General features: G+C 57.6%; 25 protein-coding genes and 1 pseudogene. 14 read left to right on the top strand and 12 right to left on the bottom strand.

Going from position 1 to position 23271, the window contains the following annotated elements; all coding sequences use genetic code 11:
- Positions 1-29 precede the first annotated feature (29 nt).
- From ACZ48V_RS10335 to ACZ48V_RS10315, 5 genes are read right to left on the bottom strand one after another with little or no spacing between them, the layout of a single operon-like run.
- Entirely contained in the window at positions 30-1334 is a 1305-nt protein-coding gene (locus tag ACZ48V_RS10335; protein WP_464538848.1) for an NAD(P)H-dependent oxidoreductase, read from the bottom strand.
- A gap of 5 nt (positions 1335-1339) precedes the next feature.
- Complete coding sequence (locus tag ACZ48V_RS10330; protein ID WP_464538846.1) at positions 1340-2185, bottom strand: nucleotidyltransferase family protein; 846 nt, start codon at positions 2183-2185, stop codon at positions 1340-1342.
- Entirely contained in the window at positions 2182-2727 is a 546-nt protein-coding gene (rfbC, locus tag ACZ48V_RS10325) for a dTDP-4-dehydrorhamnose 3,5-epimerase (RefSeq protein WP_464538844.1), read from the bottom strand. Before rfbC ends, ACZ48V_RS10330 begins: the two co-directional genes overlap by 4 nt.
- 13 nt (positions 2728-2740) lie before the next feature.
- Positions 2741-3805, bottom strand: coding sequence for an NAD-dependent epimerase/dehydratase family protein (locus ACZ48V_RS10320; protein ID WP_464538842.1), 1065 nt, complete (start codon positions 3803-3805; stop codon positions 2741-2743).
- A gap of 50 nt (positions 3806-3855) precedes the next feature.
- Complete coding sequence (locus tag ACZ48V_RS10315; RefSeq protein ID WP_464538840.1) at positions 3856-4863, bottom strand: glycosyltransferase family 2 protein; 1008 nt, start codon at positions 4861-4863, stop codon at positions 3856-3858.
- A gap of 717 nt (positions 4864-5580) precedes the next feature.
- On the opposite strand from ACZ48V_RS10315, the gene ACZ48V_RS10310 reads away from it, so the two are divergent.
- The 3 genes from ACZ48V_RS10310 to ACZ48V_RS10300 all read left to right on the top strand — a co-directional run bounded on the left by ACZ48V_RS10310 (position 5581) and on the right by ACZ48V_RS10300 (position 9082).
- Positions 5581-7416 (top strand): cation:proton antiporter domain-containing protein, encoded by a 1836-nt coding sequence (locus ACZ48V_RS10310; protein WP_464543119.1) that lies wholly within the window; start codon positions 5581-5583, stop codon positions 7414-7416.
- A 111-nt stretch (positions 7417-7527) separates the two neighbouring features.
- Positions 7528-8121 (top strand): hypothetical protein, encoded by a 594-nt coding sequence (locus ACZ48V_RS10305; RefSeq protein WP_464538838.1) that lies wholly within the window; start codon positions 7528-7530, stop codon positions 8119-8121.
- 658 nt (positions 8122-8779) lie between these two features.
- Positions 8780-9082, top strand: coding sequence for a hypothetical protein (locus tag ACZ48V_RS10300; protein WP_464538836.1), 303 nt, complete (start codon positions 8780-8782; stop codon positions 9080-9082).
- Between the two features lie 18 nt (positions 9083-9100).
- Here ACZ48V_RS10300 and ACZ48V_RS10295 read toward each other — a convergent pair.
- The 5 genes and pseudogenes from ACZ48V_RS10295 to ACZ48V_RS10275 form a co-directional block, all read right to left on the bottom strand.
- A pseudogene (locus tag ACZ48V_RS10295) lies at positions 9101-9853 on the bottom strand (IS1 family transposase).
- Positions 9854-10097: 244 nt separating this feature from the next.
- On the bottom strand, positions 10098-11243 hold the full coding sequence (locus ACZ48V_RS10290; protein WP_464538834.1) for an alpha/beta hydrolase family protein: 1146 nt from the start codon (positions 11241-11243) through the stop codon (positions 10098-10100).
- A 54-nt stretch (positions 11244-11297) separates the two neighbouring features.
- Entirely contained in the window at positions 11298-12152 is an 855-nt protein-coding gene (locus ACZ48V_RS10285) for an IS5 family transposase (protein WP_464538143.1), read from the bottom strand.
- A complete protein-coding gene (locus ACZ48V_RS10280; RefSeq protein WP_464538832.1) occupies positions 12149-12391 on the bottom strand; it encodes a hypothetical protein in 243 nt (80 codons plus the stop codon). The genes ACZ48V_RS10285 and ACZ48V_RS10280 overlap by 4 nt, the downstream gene beginning before the upstream one ends.
- A 58-nt stretch (positions 12392-12449) precedes the next feature.
- On the bottom strand, positions 12450-12932 hold the full coding sequence (locus ACZ48V_RS10275; protein WP_464538830.1) for a DUF4019 domain-containing protein: 483 nt from the start codon (positions 12930-12932) through the stop codon (positions 12450-12452).
- 182 nt (positions 12933-13114) lie between these two features.
- On the opposite strand from ACZ48V_RS10275, the gene ACZ48V_RS10270 reads away from it, so the two are divergent.
- From ACZ48V_RS10270 to ACZ48V_RS10260, 3 genes are all read left to right on the top strand, one after another.
- The gene (locus tag ACZ48V_RS10270) at positions 13115-13252 is read left to right on the top strand and encodes a hypothetical protein (protein WP_464538828.1); all 138 of its coding nucleotides are present in this window, start codon (positions 13115-13117) and stop codon (positions 13250-13252) included.
- 108 nt (positions 13253-13360) lie between these two features.
- The gene (locus ACZ48V_RS10265; protein WP_464538826.1) at positions 13361-14218 is read left to right on the top strand and encodes a sensor histidine kinase; all 858 of its coding nucleotides are present in this window, start codon (positions 13361-13363) and stop codon (positions 14216-14218) included.
- Positions 14215-14961: a LytR/AlgR family response regulator transcription factor gene (locus ACZ48V_RS10260; RefSeq protein WP_464538824.1), complete on the top strand. Its 747-nt coding sequence runs from the start codon at positions 14215-14217 to the stop codon at positions 14959-14961. Before ACZ48V_RS10265 ends, ACZ48V_RS10260 begins: the two co-directional genes overlap by 4 nt.
- Before the next feature lie 14 nt (positions 14962-14975).
- Here ACZ48V_RS10260 and ACZ48V_RS10255 read toward each other — a convergent pair whose 3' ends face one another.
- Both ACZ48V_RS10255 and ACZ48V_RS10250 read right to left on the bottom strand, forming a co-directional pair.
- Positions 14976-15446 (bottom strand): hypothetical protein, encoded by a 471-nt coding sequence (locus ACZ48V_RS10255; RefSeq protein ID WP_464538822.1) that lies wholly within the window; start codon positions 15444-15446, stop codon positions 14976-14978.
- A 319-nt stretch (positions 15447-15765) separates the two neighbouring features.
- Positions 15766-17859: an acyl-CoA dehydrogenase family protein gene (locus ACZ48V_RS10250; RefSeq protein ID WP_464538820.1), complete on the bottom strand. Its 2094-nt coding sequence runs from the start codon at positions 17857-17859 to the stop codon at positions 15766-15768.
- A 162-nt stretch (positions 17860-18021) separates the two neighbouring features.
- On the opposite strand from ACZ48V_RS10250, the gene pyrF reads away from it, so the two are divergent.
- The 8 genes from pyrF (at position 18022) to ACZ48V_RS10210 (ending at position 23259) form a co-directional block, all read left to right on the top strand.
- Positions 18022-18933, top strand: a complete 912-nt coding sequence (gene pyrF / locus ACZ48V_RS10245; RefSeq protein WP_464538818.1) for an orotidine-5'-phosphate decarboxylase — start codon at positions 18022-18024, stop codon at positions 18931-18933.
- A gap of 157 nt (positions 18934-19090) precedes the next feature.
- Positions 19091-19483 (top strand): type II toxin-antitoxin system VapC family toxin, encoded by a 393-nt coding sequence (locus ACZ48V_RS10240; RefSeq protein ID WP_464538816.1) that lies wholly within the window; start codon positions 19091-19093, stop codon positions 19481-19483.
- Between the two features lie 2 nt (positions 19484-19485).
- Positions 19486-19713, top strand: a complete 228-nt coding sequence (locus tag ACZ48V_RS10235) for a type II toxin-antitoxin system Phd/YefM family antitoxin (RefSeq protein ID WP_464538814.1) — start codon at positions 19486-19488, stop codon at positions 19711-19713.
- 619 nt (positions 19714-20332) lie between these two features.
- Positions 20333-21460: an IS4 family transposase gene (locus tag ACZ48V_RS10230; protein WP_464538812.1), complete on the top strand. Its 1128-nt coding sequence runs from the start codon at positions 20333-20335 to the stop codon at positions 21458-21460.
- Between the two features lie 34 nt (positions 21461-21494).
- Complete coding sequence (locus ACZ48V_RS10225) at positions 21495-22010, top strand: hypothetical protein (RefSeq protein ID WP_464538810.1); 516 nt, start codon at positions 21495-21497, stop codon at positions 22008-22010.
- 40 nt (positions 22011-22050) lie between these two features.
- On the top strand, positions 22051-22368 hold the full coding sequence (locus ACZ48V_RS10220; protein ID WP_464538808.1) for a DUF6804 family protein: 318 nt from the start codon (positions 22051-22053) through the stop codon (positions 22366-22368).
- An 84-nt stretch (positions 22369-22452) separates the two neighbouring features.
- Positions 22453-22605: a hypothetical protein gene (locus tag ACZ48V_RS10215; RefSeq protein ID WP_464538806.1), complete on the top strand. Its 153-nt coding sequence runs from the start codon at positions 22453-22455 to the stop codon at positions 22603-22605.
- Between the two features lie 240 nt (positions 22606-22845).
- Positions 22846-23259 carry a hypothetical protein gene (locus ACZ48V_RS10210; RefSeq protein WP_464538804.1) on the top strand — a complete coding sequence of 138 codons (414 nt, stop codon included), beginning with the start codon at positions 22846-22848 and terminating at the stop codon, positions 23257-23259.
- The last annotated feature ends 12 nt before the right edge of the window (positions 23260-23271 follow it).

Genomic DNA, 23271 nt, shown 5'->3' with positions numbered 1-23271 from the left:
GAACGGTCTGTAATGCAGCGTCGTGCGGCCTATGCGGTAGCATGCACAGGGGCCATGCCAAAGTGGGCGGTCTGCTCGGCCCAGAGGCGATCGATGAGTCGGCCCTCAGGGAGCAGCACATCATCGAAGGTAAGCGCCTGATCTTTGGGGATGTCGCGCAAGAGCGTAGCGCCCTCTGAAAGACCAAGCGGAAGCAGGTTGTCGCGGTAGGTGACATCCGCGTTATCGATCCAGCCGTATGTGCAGAAGCCGCCGAGTCCGTCGAGCGTCTCGCCCTGCTTCAGGTCGCGCTTGGCCAGGGCAAGCACGTGGCACACAGGCGGGCCGAGGGGCGCCACCGTAGCGTCACCGAAGCAGACGGCACGGGCCACGGTGAGCGGCACCTCAAGATGGGGAAGATGATACGGCGTGTAGAACACGTAGAAGGGTCCGTCGCCCATCTTCAGCACCGAGGTATACTGCCGCTTTACAGGGTGGTCGTTGTAAGCAATGACAAAGACCCCTGGACCGGGCTCGGCGCCGATCACGTAGTCGTTGAGTCCGGTATCGAGCAACTCGTCTTTGGGAAACAGATCGACGGCCTCGGTAACGTGCGCACAGCGAGGCCCGTACATGCCGCGCTGCCCGACGGGGAAGCCCGTGGCGTTGGCGGCTACGGCGTTTTCCATTGAGATCTTGGTGCCGTCGGCAAACGAGGTGACCATGTAGGGCGCCTGGCCGTGCTTTTCGGCCCATGCGCGCTGCGTCTCGGGCGTGCGGTAGTGATCGAGCAGGCCTTTTATGTTTCCGACCAGTACCGGGCGGTATCCAATGGCATCGACAAACCGGTACAGGTTCATCATGCTACCGGGCTGGTCGCCATCGATGTCGGTGAGCACGACCCCTGCCTGTTCGGCGTAGACGTTCAAAATGGGGCCGAGCGTGGCATCCAGTTCGGCGTTCGAGAGAATCAGGTGCTTGCCGTTTTCGATTGCAGCGAGCGCGACCTGGGCGCCAAACTCGAATGTGCCGGTGGCTTCAATAATCGCGTCGATGCCTTCGGCACGGCAGAGCAGCTCTGCATCCTCCGTGACCGCGAATCGGTCGGCCGCAATGGCTTCTTCGAGCGCAGACACGGTGCGTACATGGGTTACATCGTCGATCCTGGCCTCGGCGTAGGCGGCCTCGGCGCGTGGGAGGGTGCGGTTCGAGATGGCCACAAGGCGCATCCCGGTGATAGCTGTGCAGATCTGCAGGGCAACGCCGCGGCCCTGATATCCGGCGCCGACAAGCGCCACGCGGATGGGGTTGTTATCGGCTTCGCGCTGTTGGAGGGCGGTATCTACAATGATCATGGTATCTACGAGAAATAAGGGGAGAGGGCGTGCGGGGTGCGCGGACTCAACAGCGTGCTGAGCGGGGTCGTCATTGTGCGATACAGAGCGTCGGGCGTACCGATGTCCAGAAAGCGCCCGTCAGGTACATATACGCTCTGGATGGTGAGTCCGTCGTCGAGTGCATCCTGAAACAGGTGACCAAGATGCAGCTCGCGCTGTTTGAGAGATTTCGGGTCGAGGGATTCCTGTTCGAGGGAGGGAAGAATCTCGGCCAGCCGGTGGTGCAGCCAGCGAGTAAAGGCAGGCTGCCAGGCGGCACACATCCAGGCCGTTCGAAGAGGCGAGTCAGCTCTCTTTACATGAACAGACTGTACGGATCCGTTGGGAGCACGCTCGACCACGTCGACCCGGGCGGGGTCGGAGACAGGCATGCAACCAAGCACCACGTCCGCATCCTCCTGAAGCAGCCGATTGTGCAGTTGGGCAAAAAGGTTGGAGGGATGAAACAGAATATCTGGAAACCCGAGGAGTACGGTGCGGTCGCGAATAAACGGCGCTGCTTGGTTGATGGTAAACGGCACGCCATACGGGTGGCGCATCATGCAGTAGGCAAAGTGCATGCGGAGGCGGTGGCCGTTGCCCCAGTAGGCGGGGATGTCCCACTTGCCGTCACGCAAAATCCAGTAGACGGTTTGGACCCCAGCAGTCCGGTGGGCGGTTAGCAGATGCTGCGACGCGACAACCGGACGCGGGGTGCCGTCGGGCGCCGGGGCCTGGCCGACCGGAAAGAGCTCTTTGCTGCCCGGAAGCGGCGCCACGCGGGTGCCTCGACCGGCAGCGGGGATAAGACCAACGGGGGCAGTACTCATATGAGCGTGGTGGTTGGGGTGAGGAGAGGCCAGGACCGGTCTTTATCGGAGACCACGCGCACCGGTACAGGCCATGCGATGTCGAGTGCAGGGTCGTCGTAGCGAACGCCGTTCTCGGACTCGGGGGCGTAGCGGGCGGTGACGGGGTACATGACTTCTGTGTCGTCGGTGAGGGTGAGGAAGCCGTGGGCGCATCCTTCAGGGATGTAGGCCAGGCGGCGGTTGTCGGCGCTGAGTTCGGTGCCGAACCACTGCCGATACGTGTCTGAGGTGGAACGCAGGTCAACCATCACGTCGAAGATGGCCCCCCGCGTACAGCGCACGATCTTGGCCTCGGAATGCGGAGGCGTCTGGTAGTGAAGCCCCCGCAGCGTACCGGCTTTCGCGCTGTAGCTGATGTTGACCTGTATGATCTTCATGTTGAGTCCGTGCGCTGCAAGCTCATCGACACAGAGCATGCGGGCAAAGAAGCCACGATCGTCACCGTGTGGTTCAGGATCAATCAGGTACGCTCCAGAAATCAGGGCCCGAGTAAACTTCATTATATTGGAGGATTTACGTGGAAAGAAGCGCGGCGTCGGGGGCAACGCCTTCGCGCCATAAGAACCGGCCGTCCAGCTGGTCGGTGTCGAGCAGGTATTCCAGCTGCTTCAGCCGGGTGAAGGCGCGAAAGCCGAAGGTTTCAGGGGTAAGGTCGATAGCCTGGTAGAGGGCAGCCATCTGGCGAGCTCCGTCTTCGAGCGTGTGGGCTGGCTTGAAGCCTGGAAGCTGGGTTGCGATCTTGTCGAACGAGACGCGGTAGCTGCGGTCGTCGCCATCGCTGGAGCCCATAGACACGCGGCAGTCCGGCAGGGCAGCCGCTACGATCTCGACGATATCGCGCACCTGGTAATTTTCGTCGGAGTGACCGACGTTAAAGATCTCGTTGTGGATCGCATCGCGCGGAGCTTCGAGGGTACAGGCAATGGCCTGTGCGATGTCGGCAATGTGCACGAGCGGCCGCCACGGCGTGCCGTCGCTGCGCATGTTGATGGTGCCGGTGGTGTAGGCGAATCCGCTCAGGTTGTTGAGCACGATGTCGAATCGCTGACGCGGCGAGGGGCCGTAGGCGGTCGCGTTGCGTAAGAACGTCGGCGAGAAAGCATCGTCGGCCAGGGCACCCAGGTCGGTTTCTACGTTGACCTTGCAGCGTGCATAGGCCGTTAGGGGATGCGTAGGAGAGGTCTCTGTTTTGAACGCCTCGCCGTTCTGCAGGCCGTATACGCTGCATGAGGACGTGTATACGAAGCGCTCAATGCCCAGCTCTTTGGCGAGCCGAGCCAGGCGAACCGTGCCAGCGTGGTTAACGGCATAGGTATTGGCTTCGTTATGCTGCCCGAGCGGGTCGTTAGAGAGCTCTGCCAGGTGGCATATGGCGTCGAAACCTGTCAGGTCGTCGCGGTTGATGGCGCGGATGTCTTTCCACACTTGACGAACGCCCGGGGGCCACGGAGATTCGAAGAGCGTGCCGTCGGCGTAATATCCGGTATCGAGCCCGGTCACGGTGTGGCCGCGTTCGTGTAGCAGCCGCACGAGGGGATAGCCGATGTAGCCTTGGCTTCCAGTAACGAGAACATTCATAGGATAGGGGTAGGATGGGTTGGGGGTGTAAGAAAGAATCCTTGGCGGGTCTACTGCGCCTGCGATGAAGTCTCCCAGGGCATCGGATAGACGGCACGCAGTCCGAGAACGCGTGGAGGCGGTGTGGAGTGATGAAGGCCCACACGGGCCGTCGTGAAATAGAGTGCTTCGCGCACGTACTGCGGTCCATGCCGTAAGGCATAGTAGCGCATCAGCCGGACGCGACAGCGCCACCGGTCGTTCGGTGACAGCGGGGCGCGTTGAATAGCGCGGTGTAGTTCGCGGAGCCATCGCATCTCCAGCCATGGCAAGCCGCTTTCCCGATTCGGATCGAACCAGTCCCAGATCGGTGCAATCTGTTTGTCGTTGGACTTCGTCGAATTGTCGTCGTGCAGGCGGTTCAGGAAGAGCCGCTCTGGAACTTGATAGACGCCGCCCCAGAGCGTAAATTCACCGATCAGGATGAGGTCAGCCGACGGGAAATCGCTATGTTGCATCGTTGATCGCAAGATGTCGGTCCGGATAAGCCCAAAGAGCGGCCCGGGCTCGCCTGCCCAGCAGTACGATTTCAGATAGCTGGTGAACCGCTCCACCGGGTCGCTGTCTACGGTGTGTAGGTCCCGCATCCAGGACGGATCGGATTCAGGTGTACCCGACGCGTCGATCACCTGCGTTTTCGTGTATGCGAGCACAACATCAGGATGGGTGTCGAGCACGTCTACGCAGGCTTCGATACAGGTCGGAGCAAGCACATCGTCATGACACATCCACCGGAAATACGGGGCCCGTGCTCTGGCAAGCGTGCTGTTATAGTTCTTGGCAGCGCCCAGATTCTCGGGGTGCCGCTCGTACCGGATTCGGCTGTCGCGCTTAGCTGCTGCCCGACAGATCGCCTCGGTGGCATCGGTTGAGGCGTTGTCGCAGATGATGAGCTCAAAGTCTCTGAAGGTCTGACCCAACACCGATTCGAGGGCCTCTTCAAGGTAATCCGCTCCGTTGTATACGGGAAGGCCTATGCTGACGCGAGGCACATGTGGGGAGGTAGAGTAAGTGACCATACGCTAAGGTCAATAAATACATGTATGGTGACTACGAATGTCACAAGTAAACATAAGCCAATGCGTATGTGCCGTACCAATGTATTTTGGTGCTTTAAAAGCAGACTTTTGGTGCGATGGGCAGTAGCTATTCCGGCGTGAGAGGTGGTGTGAGGGGATTCCAGGGGTTAAGTATCCAGGCCGGCTCTCTGTAATTTTGTCTCGTCGTACTGGTGCGCCTGCATGAGATTCGCCAGGAAGCAGGGCGTCTTAAAATACCATTATAAAGCCTTACGGGGCAACATAAGTGTTGTAAAAGGCATCACGTACAACATATAAAGCAGTAATGCCTATACGTGATGTGGAAAAACAGATCACCGGGTTCTGGCTGCAAACGTAAGGTTTCGACAACCAATCTGTAGGGGGCTAGTCCGATAGAGCCCCGAGCGGTACGCTTGCGCTCAAATAGCGCTCAGGTAGCGGAGGCCGGCCCACATATAGAACCTGTTTTGATTTTTTAATTTGGGCTCCGAGCGGCGGTGCTGGACTGGGGCCGAAGGTCATGCCCCTGGTACAAATTGCCCCCGATGTCGGCCCGTAGCCCCGGCTACGAACCGCCATCGGGGGCCAATTTTCGCCGCAGCGGCGCTCGCTCTCGCCTGCAAACCAAAACCCAAACAGGCTCATAGTTTTTTACATCGGGTTAGCAGACTCCTCGTGGACGCGTATCTTCTCCCTATTGTCGCAGGCATTTTCATATTGGGCATTCTTGCCCAGTTTCTTGCTCATCGCCTTCAGATTCCGAGTGTCCTGTTTCTGATCTTTATTGGTGTTGCGCTTGGTAGCGAGGGGCTGGGCGTTGTCACCTACGATCTCTTTGGAGAGGGCCTCTCGGTCATTGTGGGACTTAGCGTAGCCCTCATCGTGTTCGATGGGGCCTTCCAACTGCGCAGAGAACGCCTCCGGGAGGCGCCTGCTGTTACGATTCGACTGGTGACGCTTGGCGCAGTCGTTACACTGGCGGGCACGGCCGTTGCGGTCTACGGTCTCCTGGATGTGCCCTGGTCTATAGCTCTCCTGGTCGGGGCTCTGCTTGTCGCTACCGGGCCTACGGTTATTACGCCCATTCTGGAGGTGGTGCGCGTGCGCGAGCACGTGGCTTCTGTTCTTGAGGCTGAAGGAATTATCAACGACGTAACGGCAGCCATCGCGTCGATCGTCATCTACGAGACGATGGTTATCGGTGATGCAGGCACTTCGGCGAGTCTGGTGGCCTTTGCCGAGCGCCTGGGCTTCGGTCTCCTGGCTGGGGGGATCACCGCAGGAGCCATCCGCTTCGTGCTCACGCGCGATCTGATTCCAGGCGACGCCCCTCAGGTCGCACGGTTCTTCTTTCTGAGCGCGGCCCTCGGCGCGTTTGCACTGGCCGAGGCGGTGGCTGCCGAGGCCGGTATCGCTGCAGCGGCTACGTCGGGTATCCTGCTTGGAAACATGAAGCTACCCCACGAGGAGACGATGGAGACGTTTGGACGAGACCTTACACTTATCATGCTCTCCTTTATCTTCATCGCGCTTGCAGCCCTGATCGATGTTCAGGCGATGCTTGCGCTCGGCGTGTGGGGCGTTGCGGTCGTGCTTGTGATCGTGCTTGTCATTCGACCCGTTGTGATCGCCGGAGCCACGCTGGGCGTCAACCGGTTCACCATGCCGGAGCGCCTCTTTCTCGGACTCGTTGGACCGCGTGGCATTGTACCAGCCAGTGTGGCTACGCTCTTCGCGATCGAACTGGCCGCGGAGGGGGATGCTGCCATGGCCGATGTGCTGACCGGAGCGGTCTTCCTCGTCATCTTCTTCACCGTCGTGCTCCAGGCCGGTCTCGCACGACAGATTGCACAAGCTCTTTCTGTTTCTCCTATGAAAACACTCCTTATCGGCGGCGGTCGTGTATCGCGCGCCCTGGCCGAACGCCTCGAAAAACGTGGTGAGTATGTGATCGTTATCGAAGCCAACGAACAGGTGGCCCACCGCATGCGTGATGATGGGTTCACCGTGCAGGTCGGCGATGGCACCGAACCGGATGTGCTGCGAAAAGCCGGCGTTGAAGACGCCAAACAGGTTATCGCCGTTACCGAAAACGACAACGATAATCTGCTCATCTGCCAGCTGGCCCGGTCTAAGTTTGGTATCAAGAACGTGTATGCGCGGGTGAACGAGTCGGGCAACATGGAAGCCTTCGACACGCTCGACGTTACGGCGATTGACGTGCCGATGGCGGCGGCCTTCGCGATCGATAATGAGATCGAGCGGCCCGCGATCACCCACTGGATGAACGTGCTGGGAGAAGGACACGATATTCAGGAAGTCGAGATAACAGCGAGCGACCTGGTGGGGCAATCCATCCGCAAACTCAACAAGCAGATTCCGGGTGGCTGCATTGTGGTCGTCATTGCCCGCGACGACATTACCTTCGTCCCCTCGGCCGACGATACGCTCAAGAAAGGCGACCGTCTCACGTTTGCAGGGGATGAGCGGGCCGTTCAAGATGCGGTAAAACGATTTCATCCGCATGACTGAGCAGTCCGTTGAGGAACGAAAGCAGCTTAAAAACACAGAGCTACCTTCAACTCGAAGCACGAGCGCCCGTAGAAGCGATGCCGTTGCCTTTGCAATAGTCACACGCCCAGTATGGAATCCCCAGCCGCTCCACGCCCGACCGATACATCGAGCACAGACCCAGCGCCTTACGAGCAAGGCGACGCGCTACGTAGCGCATTTGAAGACCGCGACGCTCGCGCCGCCGAGCTCTCGCTGGCCGACGTGCTCGACGATCCGGATGGGTGGGACCTGACCCGCGAAGAGTACTGGGACTGGGTTGCACACCTGATTCGGGCCGGGCGAGACCTCGACAGGCAGCTTAATGAGGTGCTGCATAAGGCCTACGGATGCTCTACGGCCTTTTACAGCCTGCGAAGCCGTAAGCGGCTGCACCAACTGATGGCCGAGCTCGGACGCCTGCAGCCCCAGCTGCGCGACCTGGAGCGAGACGTGAAAGAGCTGGCGCTGGTCATTGCTGCCGATCCCGACACGCCCAACACCGACGCGGACAACTTCACGATGATCGTGCTCGATAGCGCTAACCAGACCTACGACCGGGCTTACCAGCTCTGCCAGGATAAACTCGCCACCATCCAGCAGGGGTGGATCACCGCCACGAATATGTTCTTGAGCATCGTTATGCTCATCGTGACGATTCTCTTCTGGATGGAGTTCTGGGAGTAGGCGGCGTATACCAACCCTGTATGATTCGTTAGTATATGAAGGGATGGACGGATAAACGCCGTCCATCCCTTTATGTATCCATCCGATCATCTTTAAATCCGGTACCCTACAGGAACAATACCGCAATCCTTTTCAAGGGAAGGGTATCTGTTTAGCCGGCTTCAATGATCGCCCGGGATATCCGCTTTGCTTCTGATCCTGGGCTAAGGGAATCCCATGGCCGGAGACCGCTTGCATCCCTGGTGCCCTATGAGCCGAATGCTATTAGAATTGCACGCGTCCCAGACTACAAGTCGCTAAACACGTACAGGGAAGAATTACGGAACGTGTTCATGTGGCAACCTTCATTTCTGCAGAGACACACCTCAAAATGAAATGCGTTTCGTTTTGACATTAATGGCGATTTTACACATATCCGCTGTTAACTCTTATTATTTATAAAAAAGACAATGAACAATACAAACTAATTAAGTTGCTTACTATATATCTATTGGCATTATTGGTTTTTTAATTTGGAGTAATATATACCTAAGGTGGGGTGCGAATCCATGCAGAGGGATATGGAACCGTCTAACACAAGCACTTGGTCCCAGACGATATCAATCCGAAGCAGTATCCGTAGTGAAATGAATGTTACCCAAAACGTACTCGAAAATGCATGAAAACTGTTACTAAACTTCTGAAAAGTGGCACTACAATGATGGATTCTCGAGGGGCGGTATGCCGACACCTAATGTCACGGATGGTAAAATCGGTCTACCTGATCGCTTTCACGCTTGTGCTATTTGGCGGTTTTAATACACTTTCCGCCCAGGTGATCGACTTTAGCAATGTAAACCCAGATCAGGGCACAGGTCATGGAGACCCGATCACCGCTACCGGCGTGGATGGCGTGCAGGTTACCGTCGAGTTTGTCAATATTGAAACAAGTAGTGTGGTAGAACCTGTTTTGATTCCTTAATTTGGTACTTGGTAGATGCTAAGTGATTTTCTGGTTGTACGTATCGATGAATAGCTTTGTCCTCAGATGCAGCATCCGCTCGGTCTGGGAGGCCGATCGCGTTTCTCGGACATATCGCGAGAGCCGCTGGCGAATCCGCCCGAAAAAGCGTTCAACATGAGCAAGTTCTCCGCTCGTTTTCCCCACGTGCTCGTGGGTTGGATCGGTTTCGAAGAGCGGGCGATACGACTTCCAAAAGTCACTAAAGCTCTGCTTGTGCTTGTACCCCTCGGGAATCTTATTCCAAAGCCGGACACAAGTCCGTGCAGACCGGTCTTTAAGCTCCTGCTAATCACGAACGCAACAATTTGCCGGGTTCGGCGGCACAGCGCTACCCAGAGCCACCGCTTATTTGACCGGTGGCGGACGTAGGTCCAGCACTCATCCAGCACTCGTCCAGTTCAAGGACATCGCCGTCCTTGGGCGGCTCAACCTGCTCAGCTAGCGACTCGGCTAGCGAGTCAACTTGACGTCCCTTTTTTTGAGCCAGCGAGAGAGCGTATTTCGGCTCACGCCAAAGATGCGGCTGATCGCGCTTTTGGACCCGCGCTCTCGGTAGGCCTGTAGGACGCGCTGCTTCTCTTTATCGGAGTACTCGTTTGAGTCCGGGGCAAGCACCAGGTAGGCCCCACAGCTTTTGCAATGGTACTGCTGCGACCCGCTGGCGCTATGACCGTTTTTGACGATGTCAGAGCTTCCGCATTTGCGACAGGTGTGAGTCGTCTGAATCATGGCCGGATTGGACCGATTGATTTGACAGAACCAGAACACATATATTCAATGAACCTAATCACTACAGGTTGAGCAGCTACCCAGAACGCATCACGATAACGACGTTATGGACACTCCGAGTAGGGGTTGTATAGATGGGTAAGTCCTCCGCATCATGCATGGACCCTTCGTATCCCCAAACAAAAAACCGCCCACGGCCTGAGGGGCACCGGACGGTTCTATCATTGATCTTGGCCTGTTTGTGCTACGGATGTTTAGCATGGTGCCGTATCCACCCAGACACGCGCTCCAGTGCCGCAGGCGCCATCGTCGTTTCAATCGCGCCGTACTCGGACGGATGCCCGGTCTCGGCGGGTTGAAACAGGTGGTTGAGCCCATCGAGCACCTCCACCGTCGCATCGGGACTTGGGCTTTCCTCTAGCGCCGTGCGCATAATCTCAGCGTTTTGCCCGGGCAGCACCTGCAGATCGTTCTCCCCAAAGAGCGCAAGTACCGGAATGTCGATCTGCGTGAGAGTAGGCTGCGGGTCATAGTCGAGGAAAAACCTGAACCACGGCGCGGTGAAATTATCAATCTGCGATGCGCGCTGTTCGTCGGATACCCCCTGCTCCTCCAACACAACCTGCAACGAGTCGGCTGCTGTCGTGGTGTCGGGCGCCTCCCGTACAACGCTAAGCGTGCGGTGCTGGGCCGTGCGCGTCGAATCAATCTCGTCCTCCGGAGTCCCCACGGCTCGGGCCATCTGGGCCGTCTGCTCAATAATGATATCGTACCCAGGTACGGAGGGCCCGGCCATCAGCACAAGAAAGGCAAGCGGTTCATGCTGAGTATGAACCATCGGTCCGATCAGCCCGCCCTCGCTGAGTCCGATCAGGCCTACGCGCTCTGCGTTCACCTCGGGCCGTTCCTTGAGAAACCGAACGGCCGCTGCGGCATCGCGAGCATACGCTTCAGAGGTCGATGCTGGAAACGCGGGACCTTCCGATTCACCCACGCCGCGCTCGTCGTAGCGTAGCACCGCAATGCCCTGTTGCGTTAGATGATCGGCGAGCACGTGAAACAGGCGGTGGCCCATCAGTTCAGAGTTGCGATCTTGCGGGCCCGACCCGCTTACCAGCACCACGGCCGGATGAGGCCCTTCGTCTTCCGGAGTGGTTAGCGTACCTGCCAGCGTAATCTCGTCATCGGTATTCGGAAAATGCACCTCCTCTTCGGCATACGGATACGGCGGCTCAGGATGCTGCGGACCCGTAGGGGCCTCCACCATGTCCTCACCAGCTGGAGAAAGCGTGAGCGAAAACGACTGTCCGGCCTGTGTCCACGTGCCGTCAATGGTTTCGGGGGCTGTGAGCACGCCCACGTACTCCCCTTGAATAGCAGGGACCTCCATGGTGAGCGTATCCCCTTCCAGCATCACCGACTCAGAATCTGTTTTGATATGCCGTTAGAGGCGGCTGAGGGCCAATCGTAGCGACGCGAGCCGGACCATGGCGGCACTCGTCTCGGCCAGGCGCTCGTACTCCTTCGCAAGTCGCCGCCAGCCCCCCAACCAGCCGAGTGTTCGTTCGACAATCCAGCGCTTCGGCTCGACGGAGAAGCCCGGCTCTTCGGAGTCGGATTCGGTGATCTCAAGCCGAAGCCCAAGCGCTTCCTCAAGGTCGTCTTCGAGATCGCCGCGGTAGGCCTTGTCAGCGAAGACCGCTTCAAGACGTTCGCTTCGCTGTTCAGCCCGTTCAATGAGCTTGAAGGCGTGCTGGCTTTCGTGCTCATTGGCGGCGTGAATGCCGACGGCCCACGTCCAGCCCTGCGTGTCCGTGAGTATGTGCCGTTTGCGCCCTTTGACTTTTTTATTGCCGTCAAAGCCGCACAGACCGCCTGAGCGGGTGATCGAAACCGATTGGCAGTCAATAATTACCACGCTGGGCTCGGGTTCGCGCCCGGCTTCTCGCCGTGCGCCTCGCCGGGCTATGCTGAGCAGACGTGCGATTACGCCGCGCTGTTTCCACGTTCGGAAGTAGTAGTACACCGTCTGCCACGGCGCAAATCCACCAGGCAACATTCGCCACTGACATCCCGTTTTGACCACGTAGAAAATCGCATCCAGAATGTCGCGGCGCAGGTCATGTTGGCGGTGGCGCGAGGTATTGAGAACCGCTTTAATGTTGTGCCATTGGGAGTCCGTCAAATCGGAGCTATAGTCTTTGCGCATAGCTTCGGTGTCGCTTTCGGTGAAACGTCTGTTCACCACCGAAAACGAGGCGGACTCCCGTTCGTTTTCACTCGCGACGTGTGAAATCAAAACAGGTTCTCAACCGGAATACCTGTGGCGCCCTGATCGGGGCTATCCATACTGGCTGCAAGGGCGGTACCGGTATCTTCGATATGGAATACAACGGGGAGCTCCATGCCATTCACATCCAACGCTCCTTGCCATGAACCCACAATGTCATCGGGAGCGGATTGGGCATGCACGGGCAGTCCCCAAGGTATCAGGGCGGCAAGTGCAAGAATAGCTACAACGCGGTGTACAATCTGCATGAGTTCTTGTCGTTTTCGTTTTTGGGAATGCCGTAGGTGCACGATGCACCGTTGTTTTTTACAGCCCCGACCATCCGTCTTCGGGACGAATGTAGTATCCTATAACGCGCCAGGCCCCATCGTCTCGGGTAAGTGTTAACGTTTCGATCACTGTTTTTCCGTAATCGGCCCGGTACTGGATCGCGACATATTCGTCGGGCACTTGTCCGGGCAGCTCGCTCATCCGCGGCTGATCCCGCGGCGAATCGGTGTAGCGGGCAGCAATCAACGTGCGGCCCTCAAACGATTCAAGCCCCTGCTGATTATGGCCTTGCTCGACCAGGTGGGCCCACTGTTCGGCGGTAAGCTGATTCTGAAAGAAGCTGGCTGCTTCCGTCCACGATGCCTCGTATTCTCCAGCATCGACCAGTTTCAGCCACTCAGAAGCAGCTTCCGTGGCCTCTTCTACATATACCTGTTCCTGCTCCGATGGCCCACAGGCCACCAGCACACTGCACAGCAACAGCCATTGGCCCACATGCATGATCGATCGGATTAACATTGTCGCAGCCCGTCTCAGATACGGAATGAATAATGCCAATGCGTTGTATTGCCTCACCCGTCTGCAGATGCACCATTCGTCCAGCGTACGAACCGATCATCTAATTCACCGTCGCATCTATCCACACGTTTTGTCATGTTCAGCATGCACACGCTCCGTTTTTCATGCGTCCCTTGCCGTCTATGCCACTATCTCTCCGCAATGCCCGCACACGCTGGATCGGGCTTGGCATTGTGCAACTCGTTGGATGGATCGTCTATGGGATCTTATACTACACAACCCTGCGGCCTTACAACCCGTTTACTGAGGTGGTGCTGTAGCAGGCCCTCTGGGCCACCGGATCGGGCCTGCTCATCAGCTCCCTGTTGGGATGGGTCTACTACGCATTGGGGCTATCGCAATGGCACCTGGGATGGCAGAGCCTGACTGTGACGTTGGGATCGGCGGCCGTGGGCGCCGGCTGGGCCAGCGTAAACCACTGGGGCGCCACCTATATTGACCCATTTGCGCTGCCTGTTCTTGCTTATGTGGACCTGCTTCCTGGCCAGGGCTCCTTGCTTTCGCATCCCGCCGCCTTTCCGGTGGTGCTGCTCATGTGGAGCGGATGCTACCTCGGCATCGCCTTCTGGCACGAACGGCAAGCCCAGCAGAAGCGCGTGTTACAGGCGGATGCGGAGGCCCAGCGCGCTCGATTGCAGATGCTCCGCTACCAACTCAATCCGCATTTCTTCTTCAACGCGCTCAACACCATCAACGCACTGGCCGATGAGAATCCGCGCCGTGTGAAGGAGGCCGTGCATGAACTGTCGGGCTTCCTCCGGTACTCACTTCTCGATGAAGACACGCTCCTGGTGTCGCTCGATGAGGAGGTGCAGGCCGCAAGGCATTATTTTGCCATCGAAACCATGCGCTTTGAAGACGATCTTCAGGTTACGGTTGATGTGGAGGCTGCCGCTGCTCATCAGACGGTGCCTGCGTTTCTGGTACTGCCTCTGATCGAGAATGCGGTCAAGCACGGTCAGCACACCAGTCCGTTTCCGCTCCGCATCCGCCTGACGGCCTCGATGGCGGATGGGCGTCTTCGGATAGCGGTCTCAAATACCGGTCAGCTACGCACGTCCCCCTCCATAGAGGCGGGTACCGACACCGGACTCAACAACGTACAAGCCCGGCTCCAGGCGCAGTATCCCGATGCGCACCGCTTTACGCTGACGGAGAACGACGGCTGGGTGCATGCTCGTATTAGCATCGAACATCCTGCATCTAATCCTGACGCCTCTTTATGACTGATTCGCTTGCTATCCTTGTTGTAGATGATGAGCGACTTGCCCGCCGCGCGCTGCGCAACACGATTGCTGAACAGGACCACGCCATGGTCGTCGGCGAAGCCCGTACGGTGGACGAAGCGGCCACGCTGATCGAGGAAACGGCCCCGGATGTGGTACTGCTGGACGTGCAGATGCGCGGCGAAACGGGCTTCGACCTGCTCGACCGCATCGACACGCCGGTGCAGGTGGTGTTCGTGACGGCCCACGATCAGTACGCCGTGCGCGCGTTTGAGGTCAATGCGCTGGATTACCTGCTCAAACCCGTCTCGCCCAACCGCCTGGCCGAGGCGCTCCGCCGGGTGCGTGCGACCGACGCTGCAATCCCGCAGGACACGCGCCGTAGCGATGCACCGTTTCGGTACGACGATCTGTTTTTCTACGAGGAAGGCCGCCAGCCGCGCTTTATCCGCATTGCAGATATCCACTACATCACAGCCGAGGGAAATTACACGGCCTTGCACCTCACCGAAGGCCCCGATGCATGGACGACGACTACGCTTAGCGAATGGACGGAGCAGCTGCCCGATACGCACTTCGTCCGCATCCACCGCTCCACCATTGTGAACACCAACCACGTGGAACGCATCGAGCGACAGCCGAACAACACGTTCAAGGTGTTTGTGGGCCAAGCCGATGCGCCGCTCTCCATGAGCCGCCGCCGGGCACAGGCGCTGAAAGAACGGCTCGGGTCGCTCACGTAGCCTCGTGCCGTTGTTTAGCAGTTGTCGATGCGAGACTGAACGAAGAAGTCAAGGGTACCGTCTTCGCTTTGTCCAGCAACGGCCTCCATGTAGGAATCGGCAGCGTCACTTCCGCGCTGCTCCTTCAGCATCCGATACGTTGTGAGAGCGCCTTCGAGTCCGCCCACATTGACCGAAACCTGATCATCATCGGGATGCTCGATCATATGGGCGGCGCTCGATAAGATAAATTGCAGTAGCATCTCAGCCTGGTAGGTGCTTTCTGATTCCATCAGCGGACGCTCTTCAAGGGCACGAATGTCGTTGGCAATGCCGTTAAGCTGCGCATCCGAAAGCGAGCCACTCGGGGGCGCTTCGATGGTTAACGGCTCACCTACATGCTCCTCCGTCGGTGCAGAGGAGGTTGCTTCCTGCGATCCAGAACACCCGGCCACGATAAGCAGCAGAACGGCAAAGAATGAGAGGGTACGTGTTCGATAAGCCATGATATTAGAAGAGATAAGTAAAGCTACAAGAGAATAACCATACAGTAAGCGATAGTAATTACAATTACAACGTAGCGTCTCGTCGTCGGGATCAACCCTTTATCTTCCAACAGGGGGCTCCCTTTGGCTAAGGGAGAGATGGCCACAGAATCACGCCTGCGACAAGGCTCGATAGACAGAGGGGTTTAGAACCGGCCCCACAGTAGAGACGTCCGGGTCGGACGTCTCCACGGTAGGTGCAGCCCCCAACAAAAACCGCCCGATGCTCCGCAAAGAGCACCGGGCGGTGGTGTGGTATAGCCGGTAAGTGAGCTTGTGCTTACGCCACGCCGTCTTCGGCAGCGGGCTCGGGCTCTTCGGGAGCGCCATCGCCCGAGGCGGCAGGCACGTCGTCGAGTTCCAGCTCATCGGTTTCGCCGGGCGCGCGGTCTTGCGTGCGCGGGTCGACGCCGTCGCCGGGGAACTGCTTGATGTGCTCCGTCGGCGTCTCCTTGCCGGCGTCGCGTCCGAGCGGACTGCCTTCGTGGATGTAGAACTCCTTGTTCGGCAGCGTGTCATTGTAGCGCAGCGCCGCCTCAGCCGCTTTGCGCATGCTGTCGTCGGCGTTGTCGCGCAGGCGGCCGAAGTTCGTGTAGATCTTGTTCTCGAACCACTCGAACAGATACTCAAACGCCGCACGGTCGCGTTCGAAAGCCGGACCGTACTCGCCGGTGCGTAGCTGGTCGTCCATCTTCGAGAGCGATGCGGTGAGCGCGTAGAGGTAGATCGCGTTGTCGGCCACACGCGCTTGCTGCGCCTGGTGCTCCACAATCTTCTCGCGCTCCCACTTGCTCGCCATTTTGAAGAAGTGCGAGTGCTTCTGGATGAGCGTCGAGAGCTTCTCTGCCTGCTGACGCAGGGCCGGGTGTACGCTGCGCACCTCTGGCGCCTGCGGCTTGATGCCCATAAAGAGCTGTCCGGCCAGCGGCAGCGCCTTTGACATCACGGTCGGGTTGGTGGCCGCTGTGAGGATGCGTGAGAGATTGTCGCCGATGCTCTCGTCGGTATCCCACGTCAGCGCGTCCTGCACCGACACCATCTGCTCGGCGAGCTTCTTGCCGCCGTACGCAAAGATGAATGACTGCATCACCTCGTTTGAGCCCTCCACAATAGCGTGGATGCGGTTGTCGCGCCAGGAGCGCTCCAGCTCGTGCTCGGTCATGTAGCCTTCGCCGCCCATGATCTGCATCACTTCGTTGATGACCTCCCATCCGTAGTGCGAGCAGAAGACCTTACAGATGGCGGTTTCGACCATGATGTCTTTGTCGCCCCGGTCGAGCATGCCCGTCATCATGTAGAGCATAGCGTCCATGGCGTAGGTAAGCGCCGACATGCGCGCAATCTTCTCGCGCACGAGCTCAAAGTCGGAGAGCGGACGCTTGAACTGGTAACGCGTCTGTACCCACTTGATGCCCTGCTCCTTGGCTGCTTTCGCCGCGCCGGTTACCCCCGCCGAAAGCGTGCAGCGTCCGTAGTTCAGGCACGAGAGGGCTACGTTCAGGCCGCGCCCTTCGCTGTGCAGCAGATTTTCCTTGGGGATGCGCACGTCGTTGAAGCGGATGCGCGCCTGCCACGTGCCGCGGATGCCCGTCTTCGAGCGGTTCTTCTCGAAGATCTCCACGCCCTCCATGTCCGGCGTGCAGATGAGCGCGTTCACGCCCTTCTGTTCGAGCTCGCCCGTCTCCGGGTTCTTGATCATGTTCTTGCACATCACGGTAAAGAGCCCGCTGAGTGCGCCCGAGGTCGACCACTTCTTCTCGCCGTTCACGATATAGTCGCCGTCTTCGGTTTTCACCGAGAACGACTCCTGTCCGGCCGCGTCCGAGCCCACGTTCGGCTCCGACAGGCAGAACGCAGAGAGCTTCTCGCGCGCTACCATCGGCAGGTACTCGTCTTTCTGGTCTTCGTTGCCAAACATGACGAGCGCTTTACAACCAATGGACTGGTGCGCCGACACCATAACGGCGGTCGAGGCACAGTGGCGGCCGATCATCTCCAGCACGCGGTTATAGCTGGTCACGCCCAGCCCGAGTCCGCCATACTCTTCCGGGATGATCATGCCCATCACGCCCATCTCGAAGAGGCGCTCGATACACCACTCCGGAATGTACTCCTCCTGGTCGATTTCAACCGAGGGGTGCTCGTTTTCGAGGTAGTCTTCCAGCTCCTCCAGGAGCGCATCGCAGGTCTCGCGCTCCTCTTTCGACTCGCGCGGATACGGGAAGACGAGATCTTCGCGGAAACGTCCCCAGAAGATATTCTTCATGAGACCCATGTCTTCGGGCTCAGGGCCCATCATGGTCTCGATATTTTCAATCATCTCCTTGTCTTGCTTGGAGACGCCTTTTATATTGCTTAGGCCTTTATTCGCCATGACGATAGCGGTAGTTATGGGGGATTAGTGAACCATTCCGGGCAGCCGGTAGTGAAGAGCAGGTGAGACGCTGCATGGAAGTGCTTCCACCGGTGCATGAAGGTTGTAGCGGGTGTGTAGGGTACAGTTCCTACGTTACAGCATGCTGTGCGAAAAGTCCACATGCATTATGTTGCAGATGCGCACCGTTGCGCCTACGTTGCAGTCCGTTGCTACCCCAACCGTTTTCCTCTTGGTGCCATGTCGTTTCTCGACCGTCTGCGTACCGCCCAGTCGCACATGTCGTCGCGCGTATGTGTAGGTCTCGACCCCGTCCCCAACCGGCTGCCCGCCCCCTTTGCCGAGCACCGCACCGATCCCCAGGCGCTGGCGGACTTCTGCATCGCCATCATCGAAGCCACCGCGCCGCACTGCTGCGCCTACAAGCCCAACCTCGCGTTCTTCGAGGCGCAGGGCGCTTCCGGGTACGCCGCCCTCGAATCCGTCGTCGACGCCATCCCCGACACCCACTGCTGCATCGCCGATGCCAAGCGCGGCGACATCGGCCACACGGCGCGCTTCTACGCTCGCGGACTCTTCAACCACCTCGGCGCCGATGCCCTCACCGCCGCGCCGTACATGGGTCGCGACAGCATCCTGCCGTTCTTGCGCACGCCCGGACGCGGTGTGTTCGTGCTAACGCGCACCTCCAACGCCGGCAGCGCCGACCTGCAAGAATGCCAGGTAGACGCCACAGACGACCTCCCCTGCGAGCCCGTCTACCGGCGCATCGCCCGGCTCGTACAGCGCTGGAATGCCCACCCCGAGTCCGAGGGCGACGCCGGACTCGTGGTTGGAGCCACAGCTCCGGAGGCGCTCGCCGAGATCCGCTCCGTGTGCCCAACGCTACCGTTTCTCGTCCCCGGCGTCGGCGCCCAGGGCGGCGATGCCCGCGCCGTCGTCGATGCCGCCGTCACCGAACAGGGCCTCATCGTCGTCAACAGCAGCCGCAGCATCCTCTACGCCCACGACGGCGACGAATTTACGGATGCCGCCGCAGAGGCGGCGGCTGAGTTGCAGGCGGCGTTGGGGTGAAGTGGGGTCTACAAACTGATTCGTGAGCACGTGCTGGAAAATTGGTGATCCCCTTTAGTCGAATACGCAGAGGCCGGCGTTGCCGCGAAAAACGGTTGACAGTTAATTGTGGTGGATCTACACTGGTTGTTCAATTGTACAACTAACATATTCTGCCATGAAAGTCGTTGTCGATACATCTGCAATCATCGCGGTCCTCTTGGGCGAAGATCACCGAGATCAAATCGTCCGGCAGACCAAAGGAGTAGACCTGATTGCACCCAAGACGCTTCACTGGGAGATTGGAAACGCCTTCTCTGCAATGTTTAAACGGGGCCGTTGCGACGTTGAGGTGGCGGTTGAAGCGCTCCGGCGATATGATACCATCCCGATCCAATGGGTCGATGTTGAATTAGAGGAAGCCGTTCGGGTGTCCAGTCAGTATGACCTATATGCATATGATGCGTATATACTCATTGCAGCAAGGCGTCATCAGGCGCCACTTCTAACGCTGGATGGTGGATTAAAACAAGCGGCCCGCGAATCTGGAATCGATATTTTGGAGGTGTAGACATGAAAGTATACACATACTCGGAGGCCCGTCAAAATCTTGCTGATCTGCTGGACCAGGCCAGTCATGAGGGGGAAGTGCGGATTCGGCGGCGTGATGGGAGCGAATACCTCGTTCGTCCACACAAAGACGAAGGATCGCCGCTCGACGTACCCGCGGTGGACATCGAAGTACAGGCCGAGGAGATCGTGGCCGCCGTTCGTGCAGGACGTGAGCGTACCGCCCAGTAATGGCGACCTGCCCCGCGAGCCCGTCTACCGGCGCATCGCCCGGCTCGTGCAGCGCTGGAGCGCCCGCCCCGAGTCCCAGGGCGACGATGCCCGCGCCGTCGTCGATGCCGCCGTCACTCATCCTCGTCAACAGCAGCCGCAGCATCCTCTACGCCCACAACGGCGCTGACTTCACCGAGGCCGCCGCGGAGGCCGCTGCTGAATTGCAGGGGGCGTTGGGGTGAGCTGTTGGCTTGCGTGTGGGGGTGGTTTTGGATAGGTTGGGTATGCGTGATTGCGCACGCAGCCTCCGTGTAGCGTGATACGTCTACGCTGTTAACATAGCACCGAGCGGGTTTTGCCCATCGCACTGATCTGCCAGTTTGTTATGCGGATTTATGGATGTGTGCTATGTCACGTGTGTTGATATAATTACAAACCACATCTCAACCAGATCTGAGAAATGGATTTTAACGTCATATCGGCACTTATTGCTGCTATCTTATTTTTAACACCTGCTGTAATCTCCCACAGTACATGACAAAACTCAGACGAGCTTTCACAAAGAGAACGGGCCTATTCTCCAGCAGTACAGATCGTGAGATCAACCGCGATCTATGCTGAAGAATAAACCCGCCTTATGCCTTACGTGCAGTCGATCACCGACGTTCTCACAACCTACTTGGGTTGGCACCGCGCCCGGCTGAAGTTCATTGCTCGTTTTCAAGCGGCCTTGCTCATGCGACAGACCACCAACCTTGCAAAGCTTGCCGCATCCTTGAAAGGAGGCGTGCAGATTGCATCGAATTACCGCCGGATTCAGCGGTTTCTTTCGGGCTACGATATCGATTTTACGGCGCTGGGCCGCCTTTTAGTACATCTTTTGCCGCAAAACGGGCCGTATGTGGCCGTGCTTGACCGGACCGAGTGGTACTTCGGGAGCAAGCCCGTCAACATTCTTATGATCGGGATCGCGCACAAAGGCGTGGCCTTTCCCGTCGCCTGGAAGGTATTGCCGAATGTATTGCCGAATGGAGGAGGCTCAGGCTCAGATGCCCACATTGATGTGTTGGAGCGCTTTTTGAGGATTGTCGATCCGAAGTTGATCAAAGCGGTGGTGGCCGATCGCGAGTTTATCTCGGCCGACTGGCTGGCCCATCTTCAACAGCGGGGCCTTCCGTTTGCGATTCGCCTGCGCTCGAATCGGGGCCTCGGGGAAGCAGAAGAAGGGCCCGCACTGCCCGTTCGGATGTTCGCCCGGACCGTTGCCCTCGGCACCGAAGAGGTCCTGGAAGATCGCTATCTTTTGGGGGCGGATGGAACGAGAGTCAAGACCAACGTGGTCGTCCGGCGAATTGCTTCCGACGAGGCGGAAGATCCGTTTCTTATTTTAGCCACCTGGAATCTTGATCCAACGCGTGCTTCTGCGCTCTACCGAACGCGATGGGAGGTTGAAACGCTGTTTGCAGCGCTTAAATCCCGGGGCTACGATCTTGAGGCGACCCACTTGACCAAGCCCGACCGCGTGCAGCGGCTGATTGGCCTGTTGGCCCTGACGTTTGCCTGGACTCATCTCGTTGGAGAACAACGAGCCGGGCGCGAAGGGCCTCCGCCAACAAAGTGCCATGGACGCCGGGAGCAGAGCCTCTTTCGGTACGGGTTGGATTGGCTTCAAAGCGTGCTGACCACCCCTGAAGGACAGGCCGCAGCCTTCTTCCGCTGTCTGAGCGCACTTCGAAGTCCCACGGCTCATTTAGCCTACGCGTAGAACGTGAAGACACACTCAGCTTTTGTCGTGTACCATGGTAATCTCCTCTTTTGTCAACTCACGTACAATCAAAACTAAACCAGGAAAGCTTGAAAAAGAGACGACACGACTCTTCAGCTTTGTTGCAATGGAATATTACTGGTTAATTTTAAATCGAACGTTTCGAATCATCGTGACTGAGGATAATATCTATGGAGTCAAGGTCCGCGGAGTAATTTCAGCTAACCGTTTAACTTTCGACAGTGACTTTGTGCTCCATGGAGATCTCAAAGACCCTAAAACTTTTGAGGGACGTTCGTTTCTTCAGCAATACAAAGACATAGATCTAAGCTCACAAGAGTTTATTGAGAGTGACAGCCACAACTTCCGAATTAGGCACCACGAGGTTGAGCAAGTCAGCTACAATCCCAAGGATAAATGGGGTATGGGACAGATTCACCACACAGGTAGGTTAAATTTGCATCTTTCGGAAGGTCACAGACGAGAGTTTATCTTACTTGGAAAGCAGGATGGTGAACAACTGAGGAGACGTTTCGAAGAAGTCATATAAGAATGTACTGCGTGTCTTTACTTTCTGATACTTTAACCGAATGAAGTACGAAACGGTAGCATTTTCGTCCTCAATCCTTCTGGTTATAGCGCTGGCCAATCTTCCTTACGGATACTACACTTTCCTAAGAATTGCTGTATGTGGAACGGCTTTGTATGGTATAGTCGTGGCTCATAAAAGAGAGCCCCAAATGTGGCTAATCGCATTGATAGGAATTGCAATCACATACAACCCCCTGATTCCGATATATCTTGCGCGTGAAGTATGGGCGCCCATTAATATAGTATCGGCAATTGCGGTTGGCATCTCAGGATTTCAACTTCGTAGGTCTCATGATGATGACAATTCAGTGTCATAAGTACTCCTACAATTGACAAGGAGCAGACGCGGCAGCACCAGAGAATCTTGCCGAACTTTCCCGACATATAAACTACTTTTTCTCGTGTTGGGCATGGACGTCGAGAGCGGCAATGCAAGCGTCGTCGTATCCGTATTCGTCAACAGCAGCCGCAGCATCCTCTACGCCCACGACGGCGATGACTTTGCGGATGCCGCTGCGGAGGCGGCGGCTGAGTTGCAGGGGGCGTTGGGGTGAGCCATTGGCTTGCGAGTGGGGGTGGTGTTGGATATGTTAAGTATGAGTGATTGCGCACGCGGCCCTCCGTGTAGCGTGATATGCCTACACTGTTGACATAGTACCGGCCGGGTTTGTCCATCGCATTGATCTACCAGGGTGTTACGCGGATTTATGGATGCGTGCTATGTGGAGTGTGTTGATATAATCATAAGTTATGTGCACGTGCTTTCTATGCTTTAATAGTCAAATAATCGAGTTATGACTAACGACCGAGCTACGGATGAGACGACCGTCGTTGCCACCTACTCGGCACGCCGAGACGCTGAGATAGCGCGGGATCGGCTCGAAGGCGAGAGCATTCGTGCGTTCATCAGCGCCGATGATGCGGGCGGTGCGCACCCCGAGTTACAACCTACCCATGGAGTGAAGTTAGTCGTTTTGAGCAGCAGCGCTCGAGACGCTCACGAGATACTGGAAGGCGTGAACATGCTTCCTGAGAGGGTGCCTGCTGGGGAAGGGACGGAGCGCGGGCGAGACGGAAGCGAGCAGAAGGAGAACCTGACGTTTTCCATGGATGGAATGTGGTACGCGACCTCATGGGGGTACATTGCATTATTCGCGCTGGTCGCTGCCGCGATTATTCTCGGGCTTGTGCTTTCAGCAGTTTCGTAGCGCCGTCACTAC

It is taken from the genome of Longimonas haloalkaliphila (assembly GCF_055379825.1).
Note: the sequence above shows the minus strand (reverse complement) of the source record. Positions and strands in the feature narration are given on the sequence as shown.